Below are 26,187 nucleotides of genomic sequence, written 5' to 3' on the forward strand. Positions count from 1 at the left end.
AGAGTGAAACAAAACTGGCACTGGAGGGCTGGATGAATGACAAAACATAAACTGCATAGAATAAAAGATACGAAAGGTACTTGGACATACAAAGTCCATACATCCTCCAAAGATGATAGTGCAGAAAGAACATCGGCAGCAACGCTGGAGAACGAACCAGAAGAAACAGACATCACCACGCTGACAGCCGTTAAAGGCACGAATAAGGGGAAATTAAAAAGAAATCCTGTATGGAAAACAATCCTGATTAGTGGGGGAAGTGCTGTGCTTGTCGGTACCTTGATTGGTTTTTTAATTTTCCGGATGTTTCTGCAGGTTGATACACCGACAAGTGCTGAAAATCCATCCCAAACAACCCCAGCGGTAACGCCGGCAGAAAAAGAAGAAGCCAGTCCAGATGTTATTGCTGTCACACTCGCTTCGTTAGAAACCTATATCCTTCAAGCAGGTGTTTTTTCAGATCAAGAAAATGCTGACCCATTAATCGCCAGCTTGAAGAATTTAAATATTCCATCTGTATTTTTTGACAGGGATGGGGAGTTTTATCTAATGGCAGGAGTTGCATCGTCAGAGGATGCTGCACAGGCTCTTGCTGCATCCCTTTCCGATAATCAAGCAGAGCTTTATGTGAAGGCATGGGGAACGCAGACAAAGGACATAGAAATGACCGAAGCAGAAAGGGAATGGATCACAGCGTTTCAAGCTTTTTTTGAGGAGCAGCTTCAGCAGACAGAGTCCAATCAGCCGATTCCTGAGGAAGAGATAGCTGCTCTAGTGGACAAGGCTCCTGCAGAGACTGTGGCGATTGATGAATTATTAAGCAGCATAACCGAAATGCAAGGAGAGCCTTCTTTTTACCAATTGTTGACCTGGATGAAAATCTATGACGAATTATAGGGAGCAGACGTTATAAAACCCTTAGAAAGCTGGATTGAGATGCCCGCTTTCTAAGGGTTTTATAATGAACTGCTGATTTTACATAAAATTTATTTTTATAGTAGTACAAGGTTATCAAAACAACAATTTTTTATTAGAAAACAACGATTATTACTAGATAATTCTTATTGAAAATGGATAATTGTCAAGTTGTAGGAAAAGTGTGTTCTCGCTATGATATAAAGGAAACTTCATTCAGCGAAAGTTTTATCTCCGTTGAAGAAGGAACAAAGGCTAAGTTTACGCCGTCTCCGGGACATTTGTGACCAACAGCCAGTTGAACTGCAATAAATAAACGAAAGGCGGGATACCCGTGGCAAAACCAATTTTTATACGAGATTTACCTACAGAAGACAGACCGAGGGAGCGTTTGTTAAAGCATGGAGCGGATAAGTTGAGCAATCAGGAAATACTTTCTATTCTAATCGGCAGCGGCTCTAAAAATGAACCTGTCCAATTACTAGCAGACCGTATTTTGATGCATTTTGAAGGAATTAAACTGCTAAGAGATGCCACCGTGGAAGAATTGAAAGCGATTAAAGGGATTGGAACGGCAAAAAGTTTAAATATACTGGCTGCCATTGAGCTTGGAAAGCGAATCAGCAGCTATAAGCCGGTGGATGCCTATGTAATCCGCTCTCCAGAAGACGGCGCGAATTACGTTATGGAAGAGATGCGTAATTTATCACAGGAGCATTTTGTAGCGCTTTTTTTAAATACTAAAAATCAAATCATTCACCGGCAGACTATCTTTATCGGTTCGTTGAATGCTTCTATCGTCCACCCCCGTGAGCTGTTCCGGGAAGCTGTAAAACGGTCAGCCGCCTCCATACTAGTTTGCCATAACCACCCCTCCGGAGATCCAACCCCCTCACAAGAAGATATTCTTGTTACAAAGCGTCTTGTCGAATCTGGAGATATCATTGGAATAAAGGTTATTGATCATTTAGTTATTGGGAATGAGTGTTTTGTTTCATTAAAACAAAAAGGATACTTATAAATACTATCTATTTTAGCGTTTTTTTCGTATAATTATATTTGGAATTAATTTTCAGCGCCATTTTTCGGAAAATATAAAAGTGGCGCTTCTTAGAATTGTATAAAGTATCACTCCATTCTGCAGGGCGGTTCTTTTCATCCCCTGCAAACGAAGCTTTACTGCGAAAGGAATACATTCTAGAGTGCTGATATAAAACGAAATTGCCTTCCAAGGGAATTTTACGGATGGCTATCCGTGATAGAGGAACAGCTAAAAATTAATATTTGATGGAAGAACGGAAAGGATGAAATTTATGGGGATATTTAACTTTTCACAGGATTTAGGAATTGATTTAGGAACAGCAAATACATTGGTTTATGTAAAAGGTAAAGGAGTTATTGTCCGGGAGCCTTCTGTTGTAGCTAAAAATTTGGAGACTGGGGCCGTCGAGGCTGTTGGAAGTGATGCAAGAATGATGATTGGGCGTACACCCGGAAATATTTCTGTTGTCCGCCCGATGAAGGATGGGGTAATTGCAGATTACGATACTACTTCCATCATGATGAACTACTATATGAAAAAAGCAATGAAGAAACGTTCTCTTTTTGCTAAGAAACCTAATGTAATGATTTGTGTTCCATCTGGCATCACCATGGTGGAGGAACGGGCAGTTATTGATGCAACGAAGCAAGCCGGTGCGAAAGAAGCCTATCCGATTGCAGAGCCCTTTGCAGCGGCAATTGGAGCAGGGCTTCCTGTCTGGGAACCGACAGGAAGTATGATCGTTGATATCGGCGGAGGAACGACGGAAATCGCTGTTATTTCATTGGGAGGAATTGTAACGAGCAGCTCCATTCGAATTGCAGGAGATGATATGGATGAAGCGATTATCTCTTACATAAGAAAAAAATATAACCTAATGATTGGAGAAAGATCCGCTGAATCGATTAAAATGGATATAGCAGCAGCGAAAAAAGGCATTGTTGGAGAAGAACGGGATATTAGAGGGCGTGATTTGTTGACGGGATTGCCAAAAACAATTACAGTTACATCGGAAGAAATTTCTGGAGCTTTGGATGATAATATTGATGCAATTGTGAATGCTGTCAAAACAACATTGGAAAAAACGCCGCCAGAATTATCGGCTGATATCATGGATAGAGGAATCGTCTTATCCGGAGGCGGTGCTCTATTAGAAAATCTGGATAAAGTCATTAGTGATGAAACGAAAATTCCTGTATTTGTTACAGAGGAACCATTGGAAAGCGTGGCAATTGGAACTGGAAAATCACTAGATTACATCGAACAATTCCGTTCAGCTCCGAGTGTGTCTTCACGCGCGTTAAATTAATAAGTAGGTGTTTGTATGAATTTTTTTCGAAGCAAGAAATTATTTATAATCCTTATCGGATTTATTGTACTCGTCGTATTAATAGGATATTCTCTAAACAATCGCGGACATTTAAACGTTGGTGAAAAGATTGTCAGTGATGCCGTGGGGTGGGTGCAGAATGTTGCACAGGCTCCAGTAACGTTTGTCACTGATATTGCTTCCAATATCAGTGATTTCAAGACAACATATGAAGAGAACCAGGTATTAAGGGAGCAGCTTTCTCAACAAAAAAGTGTAGCCTATGACCTGCAAAATCTGGAAGAAGAAAATGAAGAGCTGCGTTCCATGATTGATATGACGGAAACAGCTCGAGACTATGAACCAATCTATGCAACAGTGATTGCCCGTTCGCCGGAGCAATGGGTTAATCAGGTAACCATTAATCGCGGAGAGAATGACGGGGTACAGGAAAATATGGTTGTGCGTACAGCTGAAGGAATGATTGGAAAAGTGCTTCATACATCAGGGGGTACGGCCACGGTACAATTACTGACAGGTTTTGACGAGTTCAACCGTGTTTCTGCAACTGTATTGAGAGAAGACGACAGTGATATTTTTGGAATGATAGAAGGGTTCGATGAAGAGACAGAGATGCTCTTATTCCGCATTATTGAAGAATCGGATACAGATATCGAGGAAGGAGATACCGTATATTCCTCAGAACTTGGCGGAGAGTTTCCTGCTGGCATAACCATTGGTGAAGTAAATGAAGTAGTTGCCGACCAATATGGATTGACCAGAATCGCAATGGTCGAACCGGCGGCGGATTTATTTGACATCCGCAATGTTATTGTTGTGAACCGTTCTATTGACCAGCCGGAAGACGATGTTGAAGAAGGGGATGACGAGTCTTGACTAGACGTGTGATATTCCCTTTGATTCTGTTCGTCGTCATGGTACTCAGCGGCGTGGCTTTAGAGCTTTTACCTCAACAGTTATTAATGGGTACATATATGATTGTGCCGCACTGGCTGTTTATTATGCTCATTTACATTGCCATATTCTACGACCGTAATGATACTTATTATGCTGTTTTATATGCACTTATTTTTGGATTGCTTTTTGATATTGTGTATACAGGTATTTTAGGTGTTTATATGTTTTCTTATGCACTGGTAATTTACATTGTCCGCGGTTTAAAGAAAATGCTGCAAGGTAACTTTTATGTGCTGTTAATCCTTTCCGCTTTTGGAATAGCTTTGGCTGATCTAAGTGTCTATACGGTTTTCACTGTGATTGGATTAGCAGATATGCCGATAGAAGTATACTTATTGAATCGATTAGTGCCTACTATTCTTTTGAATCTTTTATTCCTGGTATTAATCTATCCGCTAATAATAAAACCGATACGGAAATGGGGAAGAGAATTAACCTGATCTGACCGTTTGAAATAAATCTGTTCAAACGTATATTTATGAAAGAGCGGCGGACTCTGCTCAGTCAGTAATCTGCTTTTATGCTGGCTGTAGAAAAAAGAGGTGAATATATCGTGCAAGAAACCAAACCGACCATCACGATTAAAGGGACAAGAGATGGTTTGATTTTATTTATAGATGAAAATTCTTCTTTTGAAGAAATTGTCCAAGATTTAATCAAAAAGCTTGATGAAAGCAGCCCGAAAAAAGAGGAACCTGTAGTTTCTGTAAAAGTAAAACTCGGACACCGTTATTTAACCGAGGAACAGCGCAATCAATTAAAGAAAATTATTGAAGAGAAGAATCGTTTCCAGATTGAAGCAATGGAATCCGAAGTTATACCAATCAAAGATGCAAAAACTTGGCTGGATCAGAGTAAATTAAAAGTAGTTAACCAGATTGTCCGATCTGGACAAGTTCTTGAAACAGAAGGCGATTTGCTGCTGATTGGTGATGTGAACCCTGGAGGCAGAGTAAGAGCCAGAGGAAACATCTATATCATGGGGAACTTATTAGGAATTGCACATGCTGGCACAGAAGGGGACCAAGAAGCTTTTATAGCTGCTTCTTATATGAAACCGGCACAGCTTCGAATTGCAGAATATATCAGTCGGGCACCTGATTATGAAGCAGATGGAGTATACATGGAATGCGGAATCATTGATCCGGATCAGAACAAGATTGTAATTGATTCTATCAAAATACTTTCTAAACAGAGAAAGGTGATTAGCGCATTTGAGAGGAGAATGAATAATGGGTGAAGCGATTGTAATTACATCCGGGAAAGGTGGAGTTGGTAAAACAACGACAACTGCAAATATTGGGACATCTTTAGCATTAATGGATAAAAAAGTTTGTTTAATCGATACAGATATCGGCCTTCGTAATCTCGATGTAATTATGGGGCTGGAAAATCGTATTATTTATGATATTGTTGACGTTATTCAGGGACGCTGTAAGCTGCAGCAGGCTTTAATCAAAGATAAACGTTTTGATTACCTTTCTTTACTTCCTGCCGCACAGACAAGCGATAAGTCATCTGTCACCACAGAGGGAATGAAAGAGATCGTGACAGAATTAAAGCAAGAATACGATTATATCATTATTGATTGTCCGGCAGGTATTGAACAAGGCTTTCAAAATGCCATTGCTGGTGCGGACAGAGCGATTGTAGTCACAACACCTGAAAATTCCAGTGTACGCGATGCAGATCGAATTATCGGATTGATTGAAAAAGAAGATATGATCGAACCGCCGAGACTCGTCATTAATCGAATCCGTAATCATATGATGCAGAATGGCGATATGCTCGATGTAGACGATATTGTTCAGCTCTTAGCAATTGATTTAATTGGGATTGTAGCGGATAGTGAAGAAATGATTAAAGCTTCTAATAAAGGAGAACCCATTGCGCTGCATCCAAATTTTAAATCCTCTATCAGCTATCGCAACATAGCCAGAAGGATTTTAGGCGAAACCGTTCCGCTTCAGTCGCTCGAGGAAGAAAAAAGTTTTATGCAAAAGGTAAAAGCATTCTTTAAAATATAATAATCTTATAAATAAAACATCCGCTGCGGAAGTACCGTGGCGGATGTTTTATTTATTCAGTAGCCAGTAAAAGCTTCTCCAATCGTTTTTCGATAAGGTCTCTCATTAAAATAGAAATCCAAGCATTCATTATCCTCCACAGAAATGCGTTCTCTATCAGGGTATTCAATATAAATAGTATGTTTTTTTTCACGATGAAACCGGGCTAATACATCCAAAAAGCTATCTTGAGGAGAGGCATAAATCGGTTGGATAGCACGTACAAAATGTCCGCTCTCATATCTCTTTAAAAGGAAACGGATAAATACATAAAAGCGATATTTCCATTCTTTTCGATTTTCATGTATTAAAAAGAGCCAAATAAGAAAACTGCTCAGTGTAAATGGAAAGAAAAGAAGCTGAGCGAGAATAATCAGGGCACAAATTACTAAAGAGCTGATGATAGTTACATAATACGCCTTTTTAAAGGTTAAGAAAGTAGTTAAAGCTAAGAAAACAAGTTTTCCGCCATCCAGCGGCCAAATAGGCAGCAAGTTAAATAAGAGGATGATTGTATTATAATAAAGAATTAATCCGTAGTAATAGTCTGGTATCATTCCAAAGGAAAATGCGCTATAAAGGAAGCCAAATATGAAAACTTGTACCATCGGACCTGCCAGTATAACAATTACTTCTTCACGGACGGGGCGAGTCCCGTGTTCATCTGTCTTCATGACGCCGCCGAAAGCCCAAAGAATAATAGCGGAAATTCGCCATTTAAAGGAAGAAGCAGCAATATAGTGCCCTAATTCGTGAAGAAAAACAAGGCTGAATATAATAGCAAGTTCAGTAAAAGAACCTGTTAAAAAGGAAATGACAAAGAATATCCAAAGAATCGGATGTAGATGAATAAGCTGTACGGAATTTTTAAGGCTGTTGATCAACCAGAATCACCTGCTCAGGATCAATATATTGGTTTTCTTGCTCAATTGCGAAAAAAACAGATGAACTTTCGCTTTCCATTTCCATTCCTGAGGTTCCCAGAACTTGCCCATTGGCAATATGCTGATATAAATGAACCTCGATGGAATCTAAAAAGCCATATTGTGTCGTGGTTCCATCTGCATGCTGAATCTTGACTGTTTTTTCTGTGGAACGGTCGTTGCCGGCAAACACAACAATACCTTCTTGGACAGCTGCTACATTTTCTTCTCCCTCCGGTTCAATATAGATGCCTTGCCCATTTTCATGGAAATGCTCTGAAATGATGCCGTTGACTGGAAGATACCCTGCATCGTTGGTTACTTCTTCTGAAACTGTACTCGGCCTGAATGACAGGGGAGCACCAAATGCATCAGAATACCATGCATTTACTTTTGCAAAAGGAAATTGATTCGTTAAAGTGGAAGTAAGCCACTCTTTAGGCTGTTGCATAAATGGCCTGTCTATTTCTGTAACGAATGCGGTCCCCAGAAACAGTGAAACGGACAAAAGAGCCTTCACAGCAATACTGGTAATACGGGAATTGTTCTCAGGACTTGCTGAATTTGTATGGCTGGCGGATATAGAAGGATAAAAACCGTGAGACTCTTCCATTTCCGGTAACGCGTTACTTTGCAGATAATCTTCTTGCTGGCTCCGATTTGTTCGATTTAATCCTTTTGCTTTTTGACGCATTTCAATGGCTTTGCGAATTCTTTTTAAGTTTTTATCCATACATCTCACAATCCTTTATAGCGTGGTGTGATTCATTATATGTGGAACAAGCTGTATATATGAGTAAATGGAAGAAAGATAAATGACAGACTGTGCAGGCTGAAGATGATTGATATTTATCCCTTTATCAACGGATATATCGCAGTGTAATTAAAGGTAAGGTTCTTGCAGAAGGATGCATTATTTTATATAATTTGAAAGACACTCCGTCTAAATGGACGAATATAAAGGTATTTTTTAAAAAAGGTTGACAATGAAACCTGTAAAATGATAAGATTTATCTGTTATGCAAAGTAGCACCCGTGCTACAACCGCGCAGAACAGGTTTTAAAACTGCTGTCTGCAGTACCTGAATGGCGAGTCTGAGTTTAAAGAGGAGGTGCATATAAATGTACGCAATTATTGAAACTGGTGGTAAGCAAGTTAAAGTAACTGAGGGACAAGAAATTTATGTAGAGAAAGTTACTGGTGAAGTGAATGACACGGTGACTTTTGAGAAAGTCCTATTCGTCGGCGGAGACGATGTGAAGGTTGGTGCTCCATATGTGGATGGCGCATCTGTAACAGCTAAGGTTGAAAAACATGGCCGTCAAAAGAAAATTGACGTTGTGAAGTTCAAGCCTAAAAAGAACTATCATCGTAAACAAGGTCATCGTCAACCATATACGAAACTTGTAATCGATAAAATCAGCTTATAAGGATCTGTTGTTCATAATGATTCAGGTAACGGTTTTTCAATCTGACAATCAGGTTACAGCATTTAAACTTACTGGACATGCAGAGAGTGGTCCTTATGGGTATGATCTTGTCTGTGCAGGAGTTTCAGCTGTGACATTTGGTGCTGTGAATGCAATTATGAAGCTATGTGAGACAGACCTCGATATTGATCAGGGAGCTGACGGCGGTTATCTTGCTGTGAAGCTTCCAACAAATATAAGCTCCGAAAAACTTGAAAAAATACAGTGGCTGGTAAAAGGGATGATTGTCTCTTTAGAAACCATTGAAGAAAGTTATGGGGAGCATATTGAACTGAAATTTTCATAAGGAGGTGCATTTTCATGTTACGTCTTGATTTACAATTTTTCGCATCTAAAAAAGGTGTAGGTAGCTCAAAAAACGGTCGTGATTCAGAATCAAAACGACTTGGATCTAAACGTGCTGATGGACAGTTTGTAACTGGCGGTTCTATCCTTTATCGTCAACGCGGTACAAAAATTTATCCAGGTGAGAATGTTGGCCGCGGCGGGGATGACACGCTTTTTGCTAAAATCGATGGTGTTGTGAGATTCGAACGCTTCGGTAGAGATCGTAAAAAAGTCAGTGTTTATCCTGTAGCTAAAGAAGCATAATGCTCGGATAACAGTATAGTTAAGAAACGAACAAGACAGGCTGTCGAGATAATCTCTCGGCAGCCTTCTTTGATTTCTAAAGTATAGCCGGATTCTGCTGTTTACGACTTTTGATTTCCTCTGATTTCTGCTATACTCAATTTTAATGAGGTGAAGGAATGGACGAAAAGGAGACAGTTGGTTTAATCCAGAAGTATCGACATGATCTAATGAACCGATTACAAATTGTTTCCGGTTATTTGAGTATGGGAAAAGCAGATAAAGCAAAAAAGAATTTAGATGATGTAATCAAGTTTTATGAAGAGGAACGAAAACTGATGCGGTTGAATGCTGATGCATTTATGATCTGGGTATTGCGGTTTCAGGATAACTACCCTTCTTTTGCATTAACCTATCGTATAGATTTGCTGGAATCAATGGAAAAATCCATTGACGGGCAAAAGCTTCTCTCTGCTTGTGAAGCATTATTAGCTGTTTTATCAGATGCTGCAGAAGCGTTCCATGTGCACGAACTCTTTCTCCATATGAAAGAAAAAGAAACCCATTGGGAAATCGGGATGAACATAAATGATGTCGTACTTGAGAAAATAAATATGAATAACGTAGAAAAACAATATGGGATTTCTATGACGAATGAAAAAGAACAAACAAGCTTTAATTGGAAAATAGCAAAGGAAGAAAGAGGTGAATAGCCATGTTTGTTGATCAGGTAAGTGTCTATGTGAAAGCCGGAGACGGCGGTAATGGACTTGTTGCATACCGCAGGGAGAAATATGTTCCAAAAGGCGGCCCCGCAGGTGGAGATGGCGGTAATGGAGCGGATATCGTCTTTAAGGTAGATGAAGGTTTAAATACATTAATGGATTTTCGCTACAATCGTCATTTTAAAGGTAAACGCGGTGAAAACGGAATGAGTAAAACCCAGCACGGTAAAAATGCTGCTGCTTATGTGATTCCAGTACCACCCGGAACAACTGTAATCGATGAAGATACAGAAGAAGTAATAGCCGATTTAACAACTCACGAGCAAGAGGCTGTTATCGCAAAAGGCGGACGGGGAGGAAGAGGTAACACAAGGTTTGCCAGTCCGCGTAATCCAGCTCCCGATATGGCAGAAAACGGTGAACCGGGGCAGGAGCGTAATATTAAAGTAGAGCTGAAGCTGATTGCTGATGTGGGATTGGTCGGTTTTCCAAGTGTTGGAAAGTCTACATTATTGTCTGTCGTCAGTGCGGCTAAGCCAAAGGTTGCTGCTTATCATTTTACAACGATTGCTCCAAATCTGGGTGTTGTGGACACAGGAGACCAGCGCAGCTTTGTGATGGCCGATTTACCCGGTTTAATAGAGGGCGCCTCCCAGGGGGTTGGATTGGGCCATCAATTCCTGCGCCATGTGGAGCGTACAAGAGTTATTGTTCATGTGATTGATATGGCAGGGACAGAAGGACGCGACCCTTATGAAGACTATATTAAGATTAATGAAGAGCTGGCGGCGTATGATAAGAAGCTTTTAACAAGACCGCAAATCATCGCTGCCAATAAAATGGACATGCCGGGTTCAGAAGAGAATTTAGCAGGGTTCAAAGAAAACCTTGGGGAAGAAGTTCCGATATATAAAATTTCAGCTGTTACCAAGGATGGTCTGAGAGATTTATTATTTGCAGTGGCAGATAAGCTGGAAGAGATTCCAAAATATGAGCCAGAGATAGAGCAGGCGGATGAAACGGTTGTTTATCGTTACCAGAAGGAAGAGGATCCTTTCCATATCACAAGAGATCCGGATGGTGCATACGTACTCTATGGACATCGAATCGAAACATTATTTAAAATGACTGATTTCCAACATGATGAAGCTGTTCAGCGTTTTTCACGCCAATTAAGAGGAATGGGTGTAGATAAAGCGCTTCGTGAGCGCGGAGCACAAGACGGTGATACGGTTCGGCTGTTAGATTATGAATTTGATTTTATTGAATAGATTTTAATTTTCAGTTCCAAGCGCCAAAAACGAAGAAATAACACATGAGCCCCGGCGGAAAAACTTAGCAGCCTGCAAGCCTGCAGGTGCGGACAGATCAAAGTTAAACCGCTCTAAATGAACAGGGGCTCAAGTTTCGGCGTTGTTTAACAGGTGCTTTGCATTTTTCTATTTAGGAGGAAATGAAGTTGACGAGTATTGGTTATTTAGGCCCCAAAGGAACATTTACAAAATTAGCAGTAGATGCAACGTTTAACGGAGAACATAAAGAAGCTTTTAAAACAATCCCAGAATGTATCGATGCCGTAGATAAAGGAGAAATTGATATTGGAGTTGTTCCGTTAGAAAACGCTATTGAAGGAACTGTACAATTGACGGTGGATTATTTGATTCATCAAGTGCGGATCCCTGTAGTGGGAGAAATCGTTGTCCCGATTCAACAGCATTTATTGGTGCGCAGTGATATAGTTCAAAAAGAATCCGATATAGAAGAGGTGCATTCGCATAGTCATGCTATTGCTCAGTGCCATCAATATTTGCACCAGAATTTACATAATGCCAAAATTGCTTTTACTTCCTCAACGGGGAAAGCGGCTGAAATCGTAAGCAATTCTGATCAGCCCATTGCAGCTATCGGAAATCGGGCAGCAGCTTCAGAGTATGGCTTGGAAATAATGAAAGAAAATATTCATGATTATCCAAATAACCATACCCGATTCCTGGTCCTTTCTCACCAGCCGGAGAAGGTTAAAATCAAAAGCGAAGCCAAGGGTGATAAAACAACGCTTTTAATTACGCTGCCAAGTGACCAGGCAGGAGCACTGCATCAAATTCTTTCTGCCTTTGCGTGGCGTAAATTGAATTTATCTAAGATTGAGTCCAGGCCTACGAAAACAGGATTAGGCAATTATTTCTTTATTATTGATGTGAATCAAGCCTATGATGACGTTCTTCTTCCCGGTGTAAAGGCTGAACTGGAAGCATTAGGATGCCAGGTTACAATTTTGGGATCATATTCTGTTTATGATATCTTATAAGTTAAAAGTCCTGTCCCTATTTGAAGTTTAGAAGTGATAACAGCGATAATATAATATTTTAAAATAAAAGATAGGTAACAATTTGCAAACAGAATATAGGAGAACAAAAGAAAAAAGTGCTGAGTGATTACGCCCAGCACTTTTTTCTTGCTTATATACCTTTTGTATCGTCTTTTTGCTTTTCTCTGTACGTTTCTAATTTTTTCTCATATTCCTCTGGCGATGTTTCCAGATAAGTTTTCACCCGCTGTTTGTTCGGTGTAATCGTTAGCCCCAGGAATTTTCTTTCTTCATTAGCAATTTTGAAGAAGGATATAACCAGCAATATGACTACAATACTAAATGGCAGAGCAGCTGTTATCGCAGCTGATTGTAATGCGTCAAGACCAGTTTCTCCTCCCGCTAATAAAAGAATAAATGCAATAGCTGATAAGGAAACTCCCCAAACAATTTTCACTCTTCCAGGCGGTGTCAGAGACCCGAAGGAGGTTTGCATTCCTAAAACGAAAGTTGCCGAGTCGGCAGAGGTTATAAAGAATATGGATACAAGCAGAATCGCAATAATTGATAGTATCACGCCCATTGGAAGTTCGTTGAAAATTCCAAACAATTGTGTTTCGGGCGGCATATCAAATATATGTGGAGTACTTTGACCGATAGAGATGCCAGTGACTCCAAATACGCTGAACCATATAATACCTATTACTGTAGGAACCAGCAATACAGCAAGAATAAATTCACGTACTGTACGACCCTTGGAAACACGTGCAATGAAGATTCCCACAAACGGGCTCCAGCTCATCCACCAGCCCCAATAGTAAATCGTCCAGTCGGACATCCAATCACTTTTTTGCTGATTCAGCGGTGCGACATCTAAAGCATTATATACGAAATTTTGCAGATAGCCGCCAGTGCCGGAGGTCATAATATTCAAGATTAAAATAGTCGGTCCGACAATTAATATGATTAGAAATAAAATTCCGGCCAATACCATGTTTGCATTACTTAAATATTGGATTCCTTTGCTTAAACCGCTCCAAGCGCTGATTAAGAACAGCACTGTTACCACAGCTATAATAATTGCTTGTACGAATATGTTATTAGGTATACCGATTAAGTAGTTTAAACCGCCATTAATCTGCAAAGCACCTACACCAAGTGAGACGGCAACACCGATTACGGTTGCAAAAACTGCAAGAACGTCTACCACGGTGCCCAATGGTCCATCAACGCGATCGTGGAATATCGGGCGTAATGCTTTGGATAAAAGTCCAACTTCCCCTCTTCTAAATTGAGAATATGCGAGTGCCAATGCTACAACACCATATATAGCCCATGCATGGAAGCCATAGTGTAAGAAAGTAGAGCGCATCGATTCAAGCATCGCTTCGTTCGTCTCTGGATCCGCTGTTGGCGGAGCAAGATAATGCGAAACAGGCTCAGACGCACCATAGAACACTAACCCAATTCCCATCCCGGCACTAAATAACATAGCAAGCCAAGAAACGGTATTGAATTCTGGTTTATCTTTTGGTTTTCCTAACTTTAACGTTCCGATTGGACTGAAAATAAGAAAAATACAGAAGAAAACGAGGATGGTTGTAAGAATCATGTAATACCAGCCAAAATATTCTGTAATCCAATCTGATAAATTACCTGCAATGTTTCCAAATCCTTCTGGAAAAACTGCTCCAAGTATTACTAAAATGCCAATAACAATAGAGGCGTAAAGAAAAACGTTAGACATTTTTCTTTTTGATGAGTTTTTACTCATAATTTGCTCCTTCCCGTATTTAAAACAATCCTAAATACAAATTTGAATTTTGTATTTTATAGACTTTCATATCCTAACAAGGAACCATCATAAAATCAACTGCAATCTGGATAAAAATAAAGCGAAAGCCTTATTGTACAGCGGTAAGAATGGATTTTAAATTTTATTAAGCTTCTTGTTTCAGGATATCCCCTTATATCTATATACCTCTATAAGATAAAAGAAAACATTTTTATATCAAAATGCGCCTTCAACAGAATAAATGAACTGTCCAATGAAAAAAGAAAACCATTTTTAAGGTGCCTGTATGTTTGCAGGTTCTGTTCAGGCGGACAGCCCGGGATAAAATAAAACGGTACAAGAAAAAGCGCTGAGTTATTTTCTTCCCAGCACTTTTTAAGCATCTAATCAGTGTTCAAAAATCTTTCATAACAGAACCTGTCCCTAAGCATGCAACAGCACAGAGTCTGACGGAGAAGCAAGCTGAGAGGCGTCCACAGAATTTAATTTGTTTGCATACTTATTTACCACGGAGAACCGTCCGTAAAACTCCCGCTGAGTGAAGTTTTATTTTATATTCCTTTGGTATCGTCTTTTTTCTTTTCCCGGTATGTTTCTAAATTCTTTTCGTATTCCTCTGGGGAATTTTCCAGATATGTCTGCATTCTTTTTTTGTTAGGCGTTATAGATAAACCTAAAAATTTCCTTTCCTCGTTAGCAACTTTAAAGAAGGATATCACCAGCAATATAACCACGATGCTGAATGGCAAGGCAGCGGTTATTGCGGCGGACTGCAGTGCATCGAGGCCATTTTCTCCGCCTGCCAAAAGAAGGATATATCCAATGGCTGATAATGCAATCCCCCAAATAATTTTTATCTTCCTATCTGGAGTTAAAGACCCAAAGGATGTTTGCATCCCTAAAACGAAAGTTGCTGAATCCGCAGAAGTTATAAAGAATATGGTTACGAGCAGAATTGTAACAATGGATAAAATGGTGCCCAGCGGCATTTCATTGAAAACTGCAAATAATTGCGTTTCCGGGCCCATATTAAAGATTTGCGGAGCACTTTGGGCAATCGAAATACTTGTAACGCCAAATACACTGAACCATAAAATACTAATGATTGTAGGAACAAGCATTACAGCCAAAACAAATTCTCGAATTGACCGGCCTCTGGAAACACGGGCGATGAAGATGCCGACAAATGGACTCCAGCTCATCCACCAGCCCCAATAATAAAGCGTCCAGTCAGCCATCCATTCACGCTTTTGAGCATTTAGCGGCGCGACGTCTAAAGAATTATACAAAAGATTTTGCAGATAGGAGCCTGCTCCGCTTGTCATCATATTTAAGATTAGAATAGTTGGTCCAACAATTAATATAGTAAGAAAGATGATGCCGGCTAACACCATGTTTGCATTGCTCAAATATTGAAGCCCTTTATTTATTCCGCTCCAGGCGCTGATAAGGAATAGCACCGTTACAATAGCGATAATGATCCCCTGAACGATTGAGTTATTAGGCACACCGAACAGGTAGTTTAACCCGCCATTGATTTGTAAAGCTCCGACACCGAGCGATACGGCAACACCAATTACAGTTGCAAAAACGGCTAATACATCTACGACAGTGCCGAATATACCGTCCACACGATCATGGAATAATGGACGCAGGGCTTTAGATAATAGTCCGACCTCTCCTTTTCGAAACTGGGAATATGCGAGAGAAAGAGCAACTACGCCATATATCGCCCAGGCATGAAACCCATAATGTAAAAAAGTGGAGCGGATCGACTCAAGCATCGCGGCATTGGTTTCTGGATCTTCTGTAGGTGGAGCAATATAATGTGAAATTGGCTCAGAGGCACCATAGAACACTAATCCAATCCCCATCCCGGCACTGAATAACATGGCAAGCCAAGAAATTGTATTGAATTCTGGTTTATCTCTTGGCTTCCCTAATTTTAAAGTTCCTATAGGACTGAAAATAAGAAATAAACAGAAGAAAACAAGAATCGCAGTAAGAATCATGTAATACCAGCCAAAATAGTTCGTGATCCAGGAGGATACGTTTCCGGAAATTTGTCCGAATTGATTTGGAAATACTGCACCAAGTATCACTAAAATACCTACAACAATAGAGGCATAAATGAAAACATCAGATATTTTCCTTTTTTTAGAGGGGTTGCTCATAATTTTCTCCTTCCAGTATTTAAAAAATACCTACAATGATTTTTATTATTTTTTAGAATCCAGTTTCCTAAGCAAGCATAAAAAATAATCTCTGCCATGAACGACTCATCTCAGACGCTATAACATTTACGGCCAGCATGAAAACAGACTCCAGACTAAAACAAAACCTATGATTGGAGCGTGTCCAAATAAATACCCGACACAAGAAACGTTATTTAAACGATGCTTTCTCTGGTTAGTATGTACAAATCAGATTGAAACATTTATGGATATGGACACTATTTTGACAGGTCGTCTCTTCTGTGAGGAATATGAAATAAAAAATTTGGCATATTTCTTTATCAATATAAAATGCTGGATTGAAAGCTTGAAAATGAACAAGCATGTAACCATACATGTGCAACTTTTTTCTGTTTCATGCATATGCTGATATAGAGCATTAGCCCATTTCAATCATGAAAGGGAAAGGAGTTCGTTATTTTTGAAAATACACATTGTGCAGCTTGGAGATACGTTGTGGAAATTGGCTGAGAAGTATAATGCTTCTTTTGAGGAATTAAAAAAGGTAAATTCACATTTGGCTGACCCGGAGAAACTAATGCCTGGAATGAAGATCAAAATACCCGGATCAAAAAAAGCGGTACAAAAAAGTACATCTAAAAAAGAAGAGACAGCACCACTATCTAAGGAAGAAAAGAAATCCAAGAAAGAACAAATGACGCCGGTTTCCAAAGAAGAGACAAAAACAACCAAGAAAGAACAAAAAAAACCGGTGCAAAAAGAAGAAAAGAAAAAAGAAGAGCATCCTTATAAGCATAAAACACCGACACCAATTGCTGTTTTAAAAGAGGATGATCAAAAAGAAAAGAAAAAGGAACAATTTGAAGCAGTGATGCCCAAAATGCCTCAAATGCCACAGGCGCCTGCTATGCCTATTTTAGAAAAGGAAATGAAAACAGAAAAGAAACCAGCTAAAATGCCAAAGCCGCCGAAGCCTAAAGAACATAAGCAAGAAAAAACAGCACCAGCTAAAGAGCAGCAGCCGGCAAGTAAGACCGAACCGCAAACACAAGCGCCAGAACAGCAACAGCCTGTATTTGACTTTGATTCTTACCAGCAGCCGGCAGCGATGCCTTGTGAACCTATGCCGTTTTTACCGCAGATGATGCCAGTGTTTTATATACCTTGTCCGCCAATGCATCCGCCGGTACATCCGTATCACCCGTATCCTGTTCATCCGGGAATGCAGCAAGGATTTCCAATGATGCCGCCGACGGGAGACTGCGGCTGTGGAGGACAGCAACCACTACCGCCGATGCAAGGGAGCTTTGCCCCGATTCCGGCTGGTTTTAATGAATCACAGTTTGAAGCAGCTCCTCAGCAGTTTCAAGACATGATGCCTTATCAGCAGCAGCCGTCTGTAAATGAAGCAAGTCAGCAAACGCCGATGCCTGAGTCTTATCAGTCAGTAACGAACCGAGCATTGCATTCTAAACAACAGTCCGATAATGATAAACCGTTGTCTTCTAATAAAGCTAATCATCTGCCAACATCAGCATCATTTTTGGAGCAGCCGCAGGAACAGAGTCCGAAATTCTCTGAAAATCGACACTATTTTCAGCCTCATCAGACGCCGTTATCTAATTCACATGGAAATACATTCTATCCAAAGCCGCCATTTTTTCCGGAACAGCCTGACGATAAACATGATTCCAGCTCGTAAAAGTTTTGATAAAAAAGGTGTAAAAAATCCTTCCTTATCCATACTAAAGTATAAGGGAGGATTTTTATTATGTTTAAAATACAATATATAGTTTATGCAGTGTTCACCATGATAATATTAACAGGCTGTTCAGATACCGATACAGCTACAGAAAAAAATGCAGGCAATGACCAATCTGTTCAGCCAATTCATTATGAGGAAAACAGAAACCGAACAACCTCGGAGAATGATGCTGAAAAGCAAACAAAGGCCCCGTCATTAGAGAATTTTGACCGGGAAGAATCAGCTGCATTTCAAAAATTGGTCAGCGAGCATGTTGATGCAGAAGATGTTCGGGTTGTTACAGGAAGAGATCGAGTGGTTGTTGCTGTTCAAATGAAGAAAGGGACAGATCAGCGTGATTTTGAAGAAATAAGTGAGGAAATCGAACAAATTCTGGATACAGATAAACAGCTTTTTATCTATAATGATGTGGCAAAGTGGGAGCAAGTTAAAGATTTTTATGCACGTGATGAAGCAAACCAAATGGGAGAAGATATGGAACGTATGTTTGAAAATCTGTTCGAGTAGCTAAGGAAAAAAGACGGTTTTCCTTTTCTGATGGGACTTTTTTTGATATAGTAAAAAAAGAGTTTCGAGAGAGGAGTATGTCTAATGGCTGGACATTCCAAATGGAAAAATATACAGAAGAGAAAAAATGCACAGGATGCAAAAAAAGGTAAAATTTTTATGAGGCATGCGAAGGATATCTATCTTGCTGCGAAAAGCGGCGGCGGAGATATGGATACCAATGCTGCTTTAAGAACAGCTGTGGATAAAGCAAAGGCTGATAATATGCCTAATGATAATATAGAGCGAAATATAAAAAAAGCAACCGGCACGCTGGATGGCGCCACCTATGAGGAAATTACCTATGAAGGCTACGGCCCCGGCGGTGTTGCGGTTATTGTAAATGTGTTAACAGATAATAAAAACCGTACTGCGGCTGAAATCAGACACGCTTTTAAGAAAAATGGCGGAAATCTTGGTGAAAATGGAAGTGTATCTTTTATGTTTGATCGTAAAGGCTACATTGTCGTTGAAAATGAAGATGATACTATCGATGAAGATACGATGACTTTAGATGCACTGGAAGCCGGTGCAGAAGATGTCAGTATAGAGGATGGAGCTTATGAAATCTATACGAGCCCCGAGGATTACCAGGATGTTGTCTCTTATTTGGAGGAGCAGTCTTATAAGTTAGCTGATGCAGAAGTCACTTTCATTCCGCAAAATTATAATTCTTTATCTCCGGAAGATGAAGAGAAGATGATGAAGTTAGTGGATGCATTAGAAGAAAGTGAAGATGTTCAAGATGTTCATCATAATCTGGAGTCGAATGAATAAACTTCTATTTATCCTAAATAGAAGTTTATTCATTGATTCTGTTTAAAGAGGATGTTCAAAAAGTCCATAAAAAATGACACGGCGGGGAAAAGATTTTTTCCTATGAACACCTACGTTCTGGCACATTATTAGACGACCTGTTCTTATTTATTGGTCTTTATGAACACGCACTTAAAATAAAGGGAGCTCAATATGATTGCATATATAAAAGGAAAGCTTACGACGATAAAAGATAATGCTGTCATTGTGGATGTACATGGGATTGGGTATGAGCTGATTTGCCCCAATCCCTACGTATTTGAACCGGAAATGAATCAGCAAGTCCAAATACATACGCATCATCATGTCAGAGAAGATGCACAAATTTTATTCGGCTTTCGGAATACAGATGAGAAATATTTATTTACGAAGCTTATTTCAGTGTCAGGCATCGGTCCTAAGGGAGCTTTGGCGATTTTAGCCGGCGTGAATATTCAAGGCTTTATTGCGGCTGTTGAAAATGAAGATGAAAAATTTTTAACAACCTTTCCAGGGGTCGGAAAAAAAACAGCGCGCCAGATTATTTTAGACTTAAAAGGAAAGCTGGTTCATGATTTTGCAATAGAAAATACAGAGGAACAGACTTCCGGAGAAGCAGCAGGCACTAGCGGGCGTGAAATTGTGTCTGAAGCATTGGATGCCTTAAAATCATTAGGCTTTACCACAAGTGAGCTGAAAAAAATCACACCGCAGCTGAAATCAGATAAGACGCTCACGAATACAGACGAGGTTATTCGCAAAGCATTTAGTCTGTTAGCAAAATAATAGAAAGGAGTGTTCCTTTTGGATGAACGTATGATTGACGGAAACCTGCATGATGAGGATGTGTCGATAGAGCAAAGTTTAAGGCCGTTACAGCTAGAGGACTACATTGGTCAGCCAAAGGTAAAAGAAAATTTAAGTATTTTTATCCAAGCAGCTAAAATGCGTGAAGAGCCGCTGGATCATGTATTGCTGTTCGGGCCGCCGGGGTTAGGTAAAACGACACTGGCTTCTATTATTGCTAATGAGATGGGTGTGCAATTCAGGTCTACTTCTGGCCCGGCAATAGAGAGAGCCGGAGATTTAGCAGCAATTCTATCTTCTTTGGAGCCTGGAGATGTATTATTTATTGATGAAGTGCATCGTCTCCCGAGATCTGTGGAAGAAGTGCTTTATCCTGCTATGGAAGACTTCTTTATTGATATTGTAATTGGGAGCGGGCCAAGTGCGCGCAGTGTCCGGATTGATTTGCCGCCTTTTACACTGGTAGGAGCAACAACACGATCTGGGCTCTTGAGTGCGCCGCTGCGTGACCGGTTTGGTGTACTCAGCCGTCTGGAATACTATGATGTGGCGGATTTACGTCAAATTGTTATGCGTACAGCCGATATATTCCATATGACGATTTCAGAAGATGCGGCTATAGAGATTGCCCGCAGATCGAGGGGAACGCCGCGTATTGCAAACCGTTTATTAAAAAGAGTACGTGATATTTCACAGGTAAAAGGAGAAACAGAAATTAGCTTTGAAACGACCAGACAGGCTTTAAAAATGCTGCAGGTGGATGACGCCGGTTTGGATCATATTGATCATAAATTGTTAACGGAGATTATAGAAGGCTTTAATGGAGGGCCAGTCGGGCTGGATACCATTGCGGCAACGATTGGTGAAGAATCGCAGACGATTGAAGAAGTATATGAGCCGTATCTGCTTCAATTAGGTTTTATCCAGCGTACACCCAGAGGGAGAAAAGTAACACCCAAAGCCTATGAACATTTTGGAATACCAATGATAAACGGGGAAGAGTAATGGGTAAATTATTTATTATTGCTGGAATCGTGCTAATTATCATCGGCTTGATTTGGACCTTTATCGGGAGGCTGCCGGGTGATTTTACGTTTCAAAAAGGAAATATGACCTTTCATTTTCCGTTAATGACTTCTATTCTTGTTAGTGTCATATTAACGCTGATTTTATTTATTATCAGCAGATTTAGATAGGTTTTAATGATAAGAGGAAAGTAAGGGATGGACATGAATATTGAAGATTTTGATTTTGATCTGCCTGAAGAATTAATTGCGCAGACACCGCTGAAGGATCGGACTGCATCCAGGCTTTGTGTGCTGGATAAACAGACAGGCCGAATACAGCATCAGCATTTTTCAGATATAATAGATTACCTTCAAACTGGAGATTGCCTTGTTTTGAATGATACAAAGGTGTTGCCTGCCCGCCTGTATGGTGTAAAAGAAGATACAGGTGCGAAGCTGGAGGTTCTTTTACTGCATCAGGAAGAAGGCGACAGTTGGGAAGTGTTAGTAAAGCCGGCGAAAAAAGTAAAAAAAGGGACAGTCATTGATTTTGGAGATGGGCTGTTAAAGGCTGTTTGCACAGGCACGAAAGAACATGGCGGACGTACAGTCGAATTTTCTTACCAGGGTATTTTTTATGAAATATTAGATGAACTTGGAGAAATGCCATTGCCGCCATATATTAAGGAGCAGCTTTCTGAAAAAGACCGTTATCAGACGGTTTACGCAAAAGAAAAAGGATCTGCTGCTGCTCCGACTGCCGGTCTTCATTTTACCGATGCATTATTACAGCAGATAAGGGAAAAAGGCGTCCAGATTATTTTTATTACGCTTCATGTTGGTTTGGGGACATTTCGGCCGGTAAGTGTTGATTCTGTTGAAGAGCATACGATGCATAGTGAATTTTACCGTATGTCCGAAGAAGCGGCTGACACTTTGAATCAAGCCAAAGCAGAGGGCAGAAGGATTATTTCAGTAGGAACCACCTCCACTCGGACACTGGAAACAATTGCCCGGGATTATGATGGTTCCTTTGCAGAAACGAGCGGCTGGACAGATATTTTTATTTATCCGCCATATCAATATCAGGCGATTGATGGATTAATTACAAATTTCCACCTTCCCAAATCAACACTTATTATGCTTGTAAGTGCTCTGGCCGGGAAAGATGAGGTGCTTCATGCATATCATGAGGCTGTAAAAGAACGTTATCGTTTCTTCAGTTTTGGAGATGCGATGCTAATTATCTAGCCTAACGAGGTATAAATACGTTATGATATGTTTAGGCTGAAGAAAAGGGAAGATAAATGATGACACCGATAACGTATGAATTAATAAAGACAGATAAACAGACAGGGGCAAGACTTGGCCGTGTCCATACACCGCATGGCTCGTTTGATACGCCTACTTTTATGCCGGTGGGGACACTGGCAACAGTAAAAACAATGAGTCCGGAAGAATTGCATTCGATGCAGGCAAATATTATCTTATCGAATACCTATCATTTATGGCTGCGCCCCGGAGAAGATATTATTGAAGAGGCTGGCGGCCTGCATAAGTTTATGAACTGGGATAAAGCCATTTTAACAGATTCAGGCGGTTTTCAAGTGTTCAGCTTAAGCGATATGCGTCAAATCGAAGAGAAAGGTGTACACTTCCGAAATCATTTAAATGGAGAGAAGCTGTTTCTTTCACCTGAAAAAGCAATGCATATTCAAAATGCATTGGGATCAGATATTATGATGGCATTTGATGAGTGTCCTCCGTATCCGGCGACCTATGATTATATGAAGTCATCTGTTGAACGGACCTCCCGATGGGCAGAGCGCTGCCTGGAGGCGCATAAGCGTCCGGATACCCAAGGTCTTTTTGGTATCGTTCAGGGCGGTGAATATGAAGAATTACGAAAACTAAGCGCTCAAGATTTAGTTTCTCTTGATTTTCCCGGCTATGCAATTGGCGGATTATCTGTTGGGGAGCCAAAAGATGTGATGAATCATGTCTTGGAATTTACTACACCTCTATTGCCGTCGAATAAGCCAAGATATTTAATGGGAGTCGGTTCCCCGGATGCACTGATCGATGGGGCGATTCGTGGCGTAGATATGTTTGATTGTGTTCTGCCGACCCGGATTGCCAGAAATGGAACGTGCATGACTTCAAACGGCCGATTAGTAGTTCGGAATGCGAAATATGCACGTGATTTTTCACCGATAGATGAGCATTGCGACTGTCATGTTTGTAAGAATTATACAAGAGCTTACATCCGACATTTAATAAAATGCAATGAAACATTCGGATTCCGACTTACGACTTATCATAACCTGCATTTTCTGTTAAAATTAATGGAGCAAGTCCGAACTGCTATAAAAGATGATCGACTTGGTGATTTCAAAGAGGAATTCTTTGAACAATATGGATTGAATCAAGAGAATCCAAAGAACTTTTAGGAAGGAGTTGGAACATATGGAAATGGTTACACCTATTTTATGGATCGTACTTATGTTTGCTATTTTTTATTTCTTACTTATTCGTCCGCAGCAAAAGCGTCAGAAGCAAGTAAGAGAAATGCAAGATAGCCTGCAAAAAGGTAATGAAATCATAACAATCGGTGGATTACATGCGAAAATCCATGCGATTGACGAAGGCACCATTGTGTTAATTACTGAAGAAGGTACAAAATTAACATATGACCGTTCAGCAATCAGAGAAGTAAAACAAAACGCATAATCAATGAAAAAAGCTAATGAGTAACATTCATTAGCTTTTTTTATGGATTACTATCGTTTACGAATCAATTTTCTTCAGCCGGACTTGAAAAGTTAACCCCGATAATCCCGCCTAATATGGCTGCAATCAGATAAAACCCGTGATACATTGCTTGTGTCCATGTAAAACCCTGCTGGTAGCCGAGAAATTGCACCAGAAAAACAAATCCGGTAAATCCTAAACCAACCAGTACTCCTAAAAGCCAACCCTTTGCTTTTCCTTTTAAACCAGTAATTATTCCGCAGGTGAATAAAATAACCAGACCAATGACAAAGGTTGCCCATGATAAAGTTGATTCTGTCATGTCCACGAATTTTAATAACAAGCCCAATGCAAAGCTCGTGAGAAAAAGTAAAACGAATAATATAATCCAACCGTAGAGTAAGGATGTCCATTGAATTTTTACCATTGATTCATCTCCTCTGAGTTTGTCCCTTAATTAAATTTATGCCCGGACATTTTATTTAGAAGAAATATTTATAGGAGAATGACATATAAATTCTCTAAATTTATTTCTTTTTAGAGAAAAACGGCAGCTGTCTTAATTCTTCTTTTCGAATAAATCGTAATAGAATCAGCAATATCATATAAATTAGAGCAATAATGATGAGCAGCAGGATAAACGAGATTAAAGTTGTATCGGCTGTGTAAAATTGGTTTTTTATATAAAACGTCAGCAGGAAAGTAGTTCCGCATAAAATAATCATGCGGATAATCTCCTTCCAGGCAGGAAAATAATTTATTTCCTTTTTTAATACCATAATATGGAGAAAAGTAACGAGAACAACATTTGCGCAGATAGCGATTGCTGCTCCTTGGATTCCTAAATTGGAACTGGTTGCCAGCAGTATCATCGCTCCGAATTTTAAAATGACTCCAATCAATGAGTTCCACATTGCCGGCCGGGCTAAATCAAGTGCTTGCAGTGCTGCCTGCAATGGGGCTTGAATATATAAAAATAAGAAAAAAGGTGCCATAATAATCAACAACGGGGCAGCGGAATCCGAACGATACATAAGATTTAGCAGATCAGCAGCGAATAAAGTCATTACAATGGTGGCTAATGCCCCTGAAGCAAAGGAAATTCGGATGGATTGGTGAATACGGCTATGAATCAGTTCCTTTTGGTTCTTGGCAGCAGCTTCCGAAATAGAAGGAACAAGTGCTATTGACAGGGAGCTTGTTATAAAAGTCGGTAAAAATAATAAAGGCATGGTATAGCCCATTAATTCTCCGTATTGTTTCGTTGCAACAGCTGTAGTTACTCCAGCCAGCGCAAGAGATTGGACAATAATGATTGGGTCGAGAAAATTAGAAATCGAACCAATCATTCTGTTCCCCAGGGTAGGCATAGAAATAGATAATAGTTCTTTTGCGGTTTCTTTTCCGGATAAAACTGTTTCTGTAAAGTGTTTGCGTATTTTCAGCTTTCTTTTTTGACGAAATTTTCGAATCATGTATAAGAGAGAAGCGAATTCACCAATAATAATACTGAACATAGCGCCTGCCGCTGCATATTCCACCCCGTAAGGTAAAAGGATATATATGAATATACCGACGAAGGCAATCCGTACAACTTGTTCAAGAACTTGTGCGATACTTTGCGGCTTCATATTCTGTTTTCCCTGGAAATATCCCCTTAATACTGCGGAGACAGCAGCTATAGGGATAATCGGGCTAATCACCACTAGAGGAAGCAGTACACGTTTGTCCGTGAATAAGGTATCCGATAAAATGGGTGCTGCGAGAATCAAGATGACAGTAAACAGGATACTTGCACTTAAAGTTATCGCAAGGGAGACGGCAACGATTTGTTTTATTTTTTTCGAATCATTTTGAGCATCTGCTTCGGCTACACGCTTGGAAATAGCCACAGGAAGACCGAATTGCGTCAGCGTCATTACCAGAAATAAGGTAGGCAAAGCCATCATATAGAGACCGACACCTTCTTCACCCATAAAGCGTGCGACGACCATACGGTTAATGAAGCCCATAAAACGGGTCAGCATCCCGGCGATAATTAGAATCAATGCTCCTTGGATAAAGGATTGTTTTGTCATTTGTGTTGCCCCGCCTTCTCAAAAAAATAAATTTGATATACAATGATATATATGCTGTATAATGGACAAACCATGACAGTTGAATAAAAAAGTCGTACAATAAGAAAGTACTTCATGGTGA

Annotated in this window: 28 protein-coding genes and 1 other annotated feature; of the genes, 22 read left to right on the plus strand and 6 right to left on the minus strand. The window is 40.0% G+C overall.

From position 1 onward, the window contains the following. The first annotated feature begins 36 nt into the window (after positions 1-36). The 7 genes from ACZSMY_RS03670 (at position 37) to minD (ending at position 6,271) form a co-directional block, all read left to right on the plus strand. The gene (locus tag ACZSMY_RS03670; protein ID WP_042534396.1) at positions 37-897 is read left to right on the plus strand and encodes an SPOR domain-containing protein; all 861 of its coding nucleotides are present in this window, start codon (positions 37-39) and stop codon (positions 895-897) included. A 352-nt stretch (positions 898-1,249) separates the two neighbouring features. After that, the gene (gene radC / locus ACZSMY_RS03675) at positions 1,250-1,936 is read left to right on the plus strand and encodes a RadC family protein (RefSeq protein WP_193062313.1); all 687 of its coding nucleotides are present in this window, start codon (positions 1,250-1,252) and stop codon (positions 1,934-1,936) included. Positions 1,937-2,228: 292 nt separating this feature from the next. Further along, positions 2,229-3,266 (plus strand): rod shape-determining protein, encoded by a 1,038-nt coding sequence (locus tag ACZSMY_RS03680; RefSeq protein ID WP_042534394.1) that lies wholly within the window; start codon positions 2,229-2,231, stop codon positions 3,264-3,266. Between the two features lie 15 nt (positions 3,267-3,281). Further along, complete coding sequence (gene mreC, locus ACZSMY_RS03685) at positions 3,282-4,163, plus strand: rod shape-determining protein MreC (protein ID WP_042534393.1); 882 nt, start codon at positions 3,282-3,284, stop codon at positions 4,161-4,163. Then, on the plus strand, positions 4,160-4,684 hold the full coding sequence (mreD, locus tag ACZSMY_RS03690) for a rod shape-determining protein MreD (protein ID WP_042534391.1): 525 nt from the start codon (positions 4,160-4,162) through the stop codon (positions 4,682-4,684). The genes mreC and mreD overlap by 4 nt, the downstream gene beginning before the upstream one ends. A 113-nt stretch (positions 4,685-4,797) precedes the next feature. Next, on the plus strand, positions 4,798-5,484 hold the full coding sequence (gene minC, locus ACZSMY_RS03695) for a septum site-determining protein MinC (RefSeq protein WP_042536291.1): 687 nt from the start codon (positions 4,798-4,800) through the stop codon (positions 5,482-5,484). After that, positions 5,477-6,271 (plus strand): septum site-determining protein MinD, encoded by a 795-nt coding sequence (gene minD, locus ACZSMY_RS03700; protein ID WP_042534389.1) that lies wholly within the window; start codon positions 5,477-5,479, stop codon positions 6,269-6,271. Before minC ends, minD begins: the two co-directional genes overlap by 8 nt. Before the next feature lie 56 nt (positions 6,272-6,327). On the opposite strand, the gene ACZSMY_RS03705 is transcribed toward minD, so the two are convergent. Both ACZSMY_RS03705 and ACZSMY_RS03710 read right to left on the minus strand, forming a co-directional pair. Beyond that, complete coding sequence (locus tag ACZSMY_RS03705) at positions 6,328-7,194, minus strand: M50 family metallopeptidase (protein ID WP_052485080.1); 867 nt, start codon at positions 7,192-7,194, stop codon at positions 6,328-6,330. Then, complete coding sequence (locus ACZSMY_RS03710) at positions 7,178-7,966, minus strand: M23 family metallopeptidase (RefSeq protein ID WP_042534387.1); 789 nt, start codon at positions 7,964-7,966, stop codon at positions 7,178-7,180. Before ACZSMY_RS03710 ends, ACZSMY_RS03705 begins: the two co-directional genes overlap by 17 nt. A gap of 299 nt (positions 7,967-8,265) precedes the next feature. After that, positions 8,266-8,340: a sequence feature (ribosomal protein L21 leader region), on the plus strand. Positions 8,341-8,355: 15 nt separating this feature from the next. Between ACZSMY_RS03710 and rplU the strand changes: the two genes are divergently transcribed. The 6 genes from rplU (at position 8,356) to pheA (ending at position 12,327) form a co-directional block, all read left to right on the plus strand. After that, positions 8,356-8,664 (plus strand): 50S ribosomal protein L21, encoded by a 309-nt coding sequence (rplU, locus tag ACZSMY_RS03715; protein WP_042534385.1) that lies wholly within the window; start codon positions 8,356-8,358, stop codon positions 8,662-8,664. A gap of 16 nt (positions 8,665-8,680) precedes the next feature. Beyond that, positions 8,681-9,010 (plus strand): ribosomal-processing cysteine protease Prp, encoded by a 330-nt coding sequence (locus ACZSMY_RS03720; RefSeq protein ID WP_042534383.1) that lies wholly within the window; start codon positions 8,681-8,683, stop codon positions 9,008-9,010. A 14-nt stretch (positions 9,011-9,024) separates the two neighbouring features. Next, positions 9,025-9,315, plus strand: a complete 291-nt coding sequence (gene rpmA, locus ACZSMY_RS03725) for a 50S ribosomal protein L27 (protein WP_042534381.1) — start codon at positions 9,025-9,027, stop codon at positions 9,313-9,315. Between the two features lie 158 nt (positions 9,316-9,473). Continuing rightward, positions 9,474-10,007 carry a Spo0B domain-containing protein gene (locus ACZSMY_RS03730; RefSeq protein WP_042534379.1) on the plus strand — a complete coding sequence of 178 codons (534 nt, stop codon included), beginning with the start codon at positions 9,474-9,476 and terminating at the stop codon, positions 10,005-10,007. 2 nt (positions 10,008-10,009) lie between these two features. Then, on the plus strand, positions 10,010-11,290 hold the full coding sequence (obgE, locus tag ACZSMY_RS03735; RefSeq protein WP_256704753.1) for a GTPase ObgE: 1,281 nt from the start codon (positions 10,010-10,012) through the stop codon (positions 11,288-11,290). Positions 11,291-11,472: 182 nt separating this feature from the next. Next, on the plus strand, positions 11,473-12,327 hold the full coding sequence (pheA, locus tag ACZSMY_RS03740; RefSeq protein WP_042534376.1) for a prephenate dehydratase: 855 nt from the start codon (positions 11,473-11,475) through the stop codon (positions 12,325-12,327). A gap of 151 nt (positions 12,328-12,478) precedes the next feature. On the opposite strand, the gene ACZSMY_RS03745 is transcribed toward pheA, so the two are convergent. After that, the gene (locus ACZSMY_RS03745; protein WP_042534374.1) at positions 12,479-14,101 is read right to left on the minus strand and encodes a BCCT family transporter; all 1,623 of its coding nucleotides are present in this window, start codon (positions 14,099-14,101) and stop codon (positions 12,479-12,481) included. Positions 14,102-14,673: 572 nt separating this feature from the next. Next, complete coding sequence (locus ACZSMY_RS03750) at positions 14,674-16,296, minus strand: BCCT family transporter (protein WP_256704752.1); 1,623 nt, start codon at positions 16,294-16,296, stop codon at positions 14,674-14,676. A gap of 481 nt (positions 16,297-16,777) precedes the next feature. Between ACZSMY_RS03750 and safA the strand changes: the two genes are divergently transcribed. The 9 genes from safA (at position 16,778) to yajC (ending at position 23,967) form a co-directional block, all read left to right on the plus strand. Next, positions 16,778-18,019, plus strand: coding sequence for a SafA/ExsA family spore coat assembly protein (gene safA, locus ACZSMY_RS03755; protein WP_256704751.1), 1,242 nt, complete (start codon positions 16,778-16,780; stop codon positions 18,017-18,019). Between the two features lie 69 nt (positions 18,020-18,088). Next, on the plus strand, positions 18,089-18,589 hold the full coding sequence (locus tag ACZSMY_RS03760; RefSeq protein ID WP_256704750.1) for a YhcN/YlaJ family sporulation lipoprotein: 501 nt from the start codon (positions 18,089-18,091) through the stop codon (positions 18,587-18,589). Between the two features lie 84 nt (positions 18,590-18,673). After that, positions 18,674-19,405, plus strand: coding sequence for a YebC/PmpR family DNA-binding transcriptional regulator (locus ACZSMY_RS03765; RefSeq protein ID WP_042534369.1), 732 nt, complete (start codon positions 18,674-18,676; stop codon positions 19,403-19,405). A gap of 192 nt (positions 19,406-19,597) precedes the next feature. Beyond that, entirely contained in the window at positions 19,598-20,209 is a 612-nt protein-coding gene (gene ruvA, locus ACZSMY_RS03770; protein WP_042534367.1) for a Holliday junction branch migration protein RuvA, read from the plus strand. A gap of 18 nt (positions 20,210-20,227) precedes the next feature. Continuing rightward, on the plus strand, positions 20,228-21,235 hold the full coding sequence (ruvB, locus tag ACZSMY_RS03775; protein ID WP_042534365.1) for a Holliday junction branch migration DNA helicase RuvB: 1,008 nt from the start codon (positions 20,228-20,230) through the stop codon (positions 21,233-21,235). Beyond that, positions 21,235-21,426 carry a DUF2905 domain-containing protein gene (locus ACZSMY_RS03780; protein WP_042534363.1) on the plus strand — a complete coding sequence of 64 codons (192 nt, stop codon included), beginning with the start codon at positions 21,235-21,237 and terminating at the stop codon, positions 21,424-21,426. The genes ruvB and ACZSMY_RS03780 overlap by 1 nt, the downstream gene beginning before the upstream one ends. A 33-nt stretch (positions 21,427-21,459) precedes the next feature. Next, positions 21,460-22,488 carry a tRNA preQ1(34) S-adenosylmethionine ribosyltransferase-isomerase QueA gene (gene queA / locus ACZSMY_RS03785; protein WP_276540067.1) on the plus strand — a complete coding sequence of 343 codons (1,029 nt, stop codon included), beginning with the start codon at positions 21,460-21,462 and terminating at the stop codon, positions 22,486-22,488. A gap of 59 nt (positions 22,489-22,547) precedes the next feature. Then, the gene (gene tgt / locus ACZSMY_RS03790; protein ID WP_042534359.1) at positions 22,548-23,687 is read left to right on the plus strand and encodes a tRNA guanosine(34) transglycosylase Tgt; all 1,140 of its coding nucleotides are present in this window, start codon (positions 22,548-22,550) and stop codon (positions 23,685-23,687) included. A gap of 16 nt (positions 23,688-23,703) precedes the next feature. Continuing rightward, positions 23,704-23,967, plus strand: coding sequence for a preprotein translocase subunit YajC (gene yajC, locus ACZSMY_RS03795; RefSeq protein ID WP_042534357.1), 264 nt, complete (start codon positions 23,704-23,706; stop codon positions 23,965-23,967). A gap of 64 nt (positions 23,968-24,031) precedes the next feature. Here the strand turns inward: yajC and ACZSMY_RS03800 are convergent, their stop codons facing one another. Both ACZSMY_RS03800 and spoVB read right to left on the minus strand, forming a co-directional pair. Beyond that, positions 24,032-24,415: a TIGR04086 family membrane protein gene (locus ACZSMY_RS03800; protein WP_042534355.1), complete on the minus strand. Its 384-nt coding sequence runs from the start codon at positions 24,413-24,415 to the stop codon at positions 24,032-24,034. 100 nt (positions 24,416-24,515) lie between these two features. Continuing rightward, positions 24,516-26,066 (minus strand): stage V sporulation protein B, encoded by a 1,551-nt coding sequence (gene spoVB / locus ACZSMY_RS03805; protein ID WP_042534353.1) that lies wholly within the window; start codon positions 26,064-26,066, stop codon positions 24,516-24,518. Positions 26,067-26,187: the final 121 nt, after the last annotated feature.

It is taken from the genome of Oceanobacillus sp. B139/18 (genome assembly GCF_055524595.1).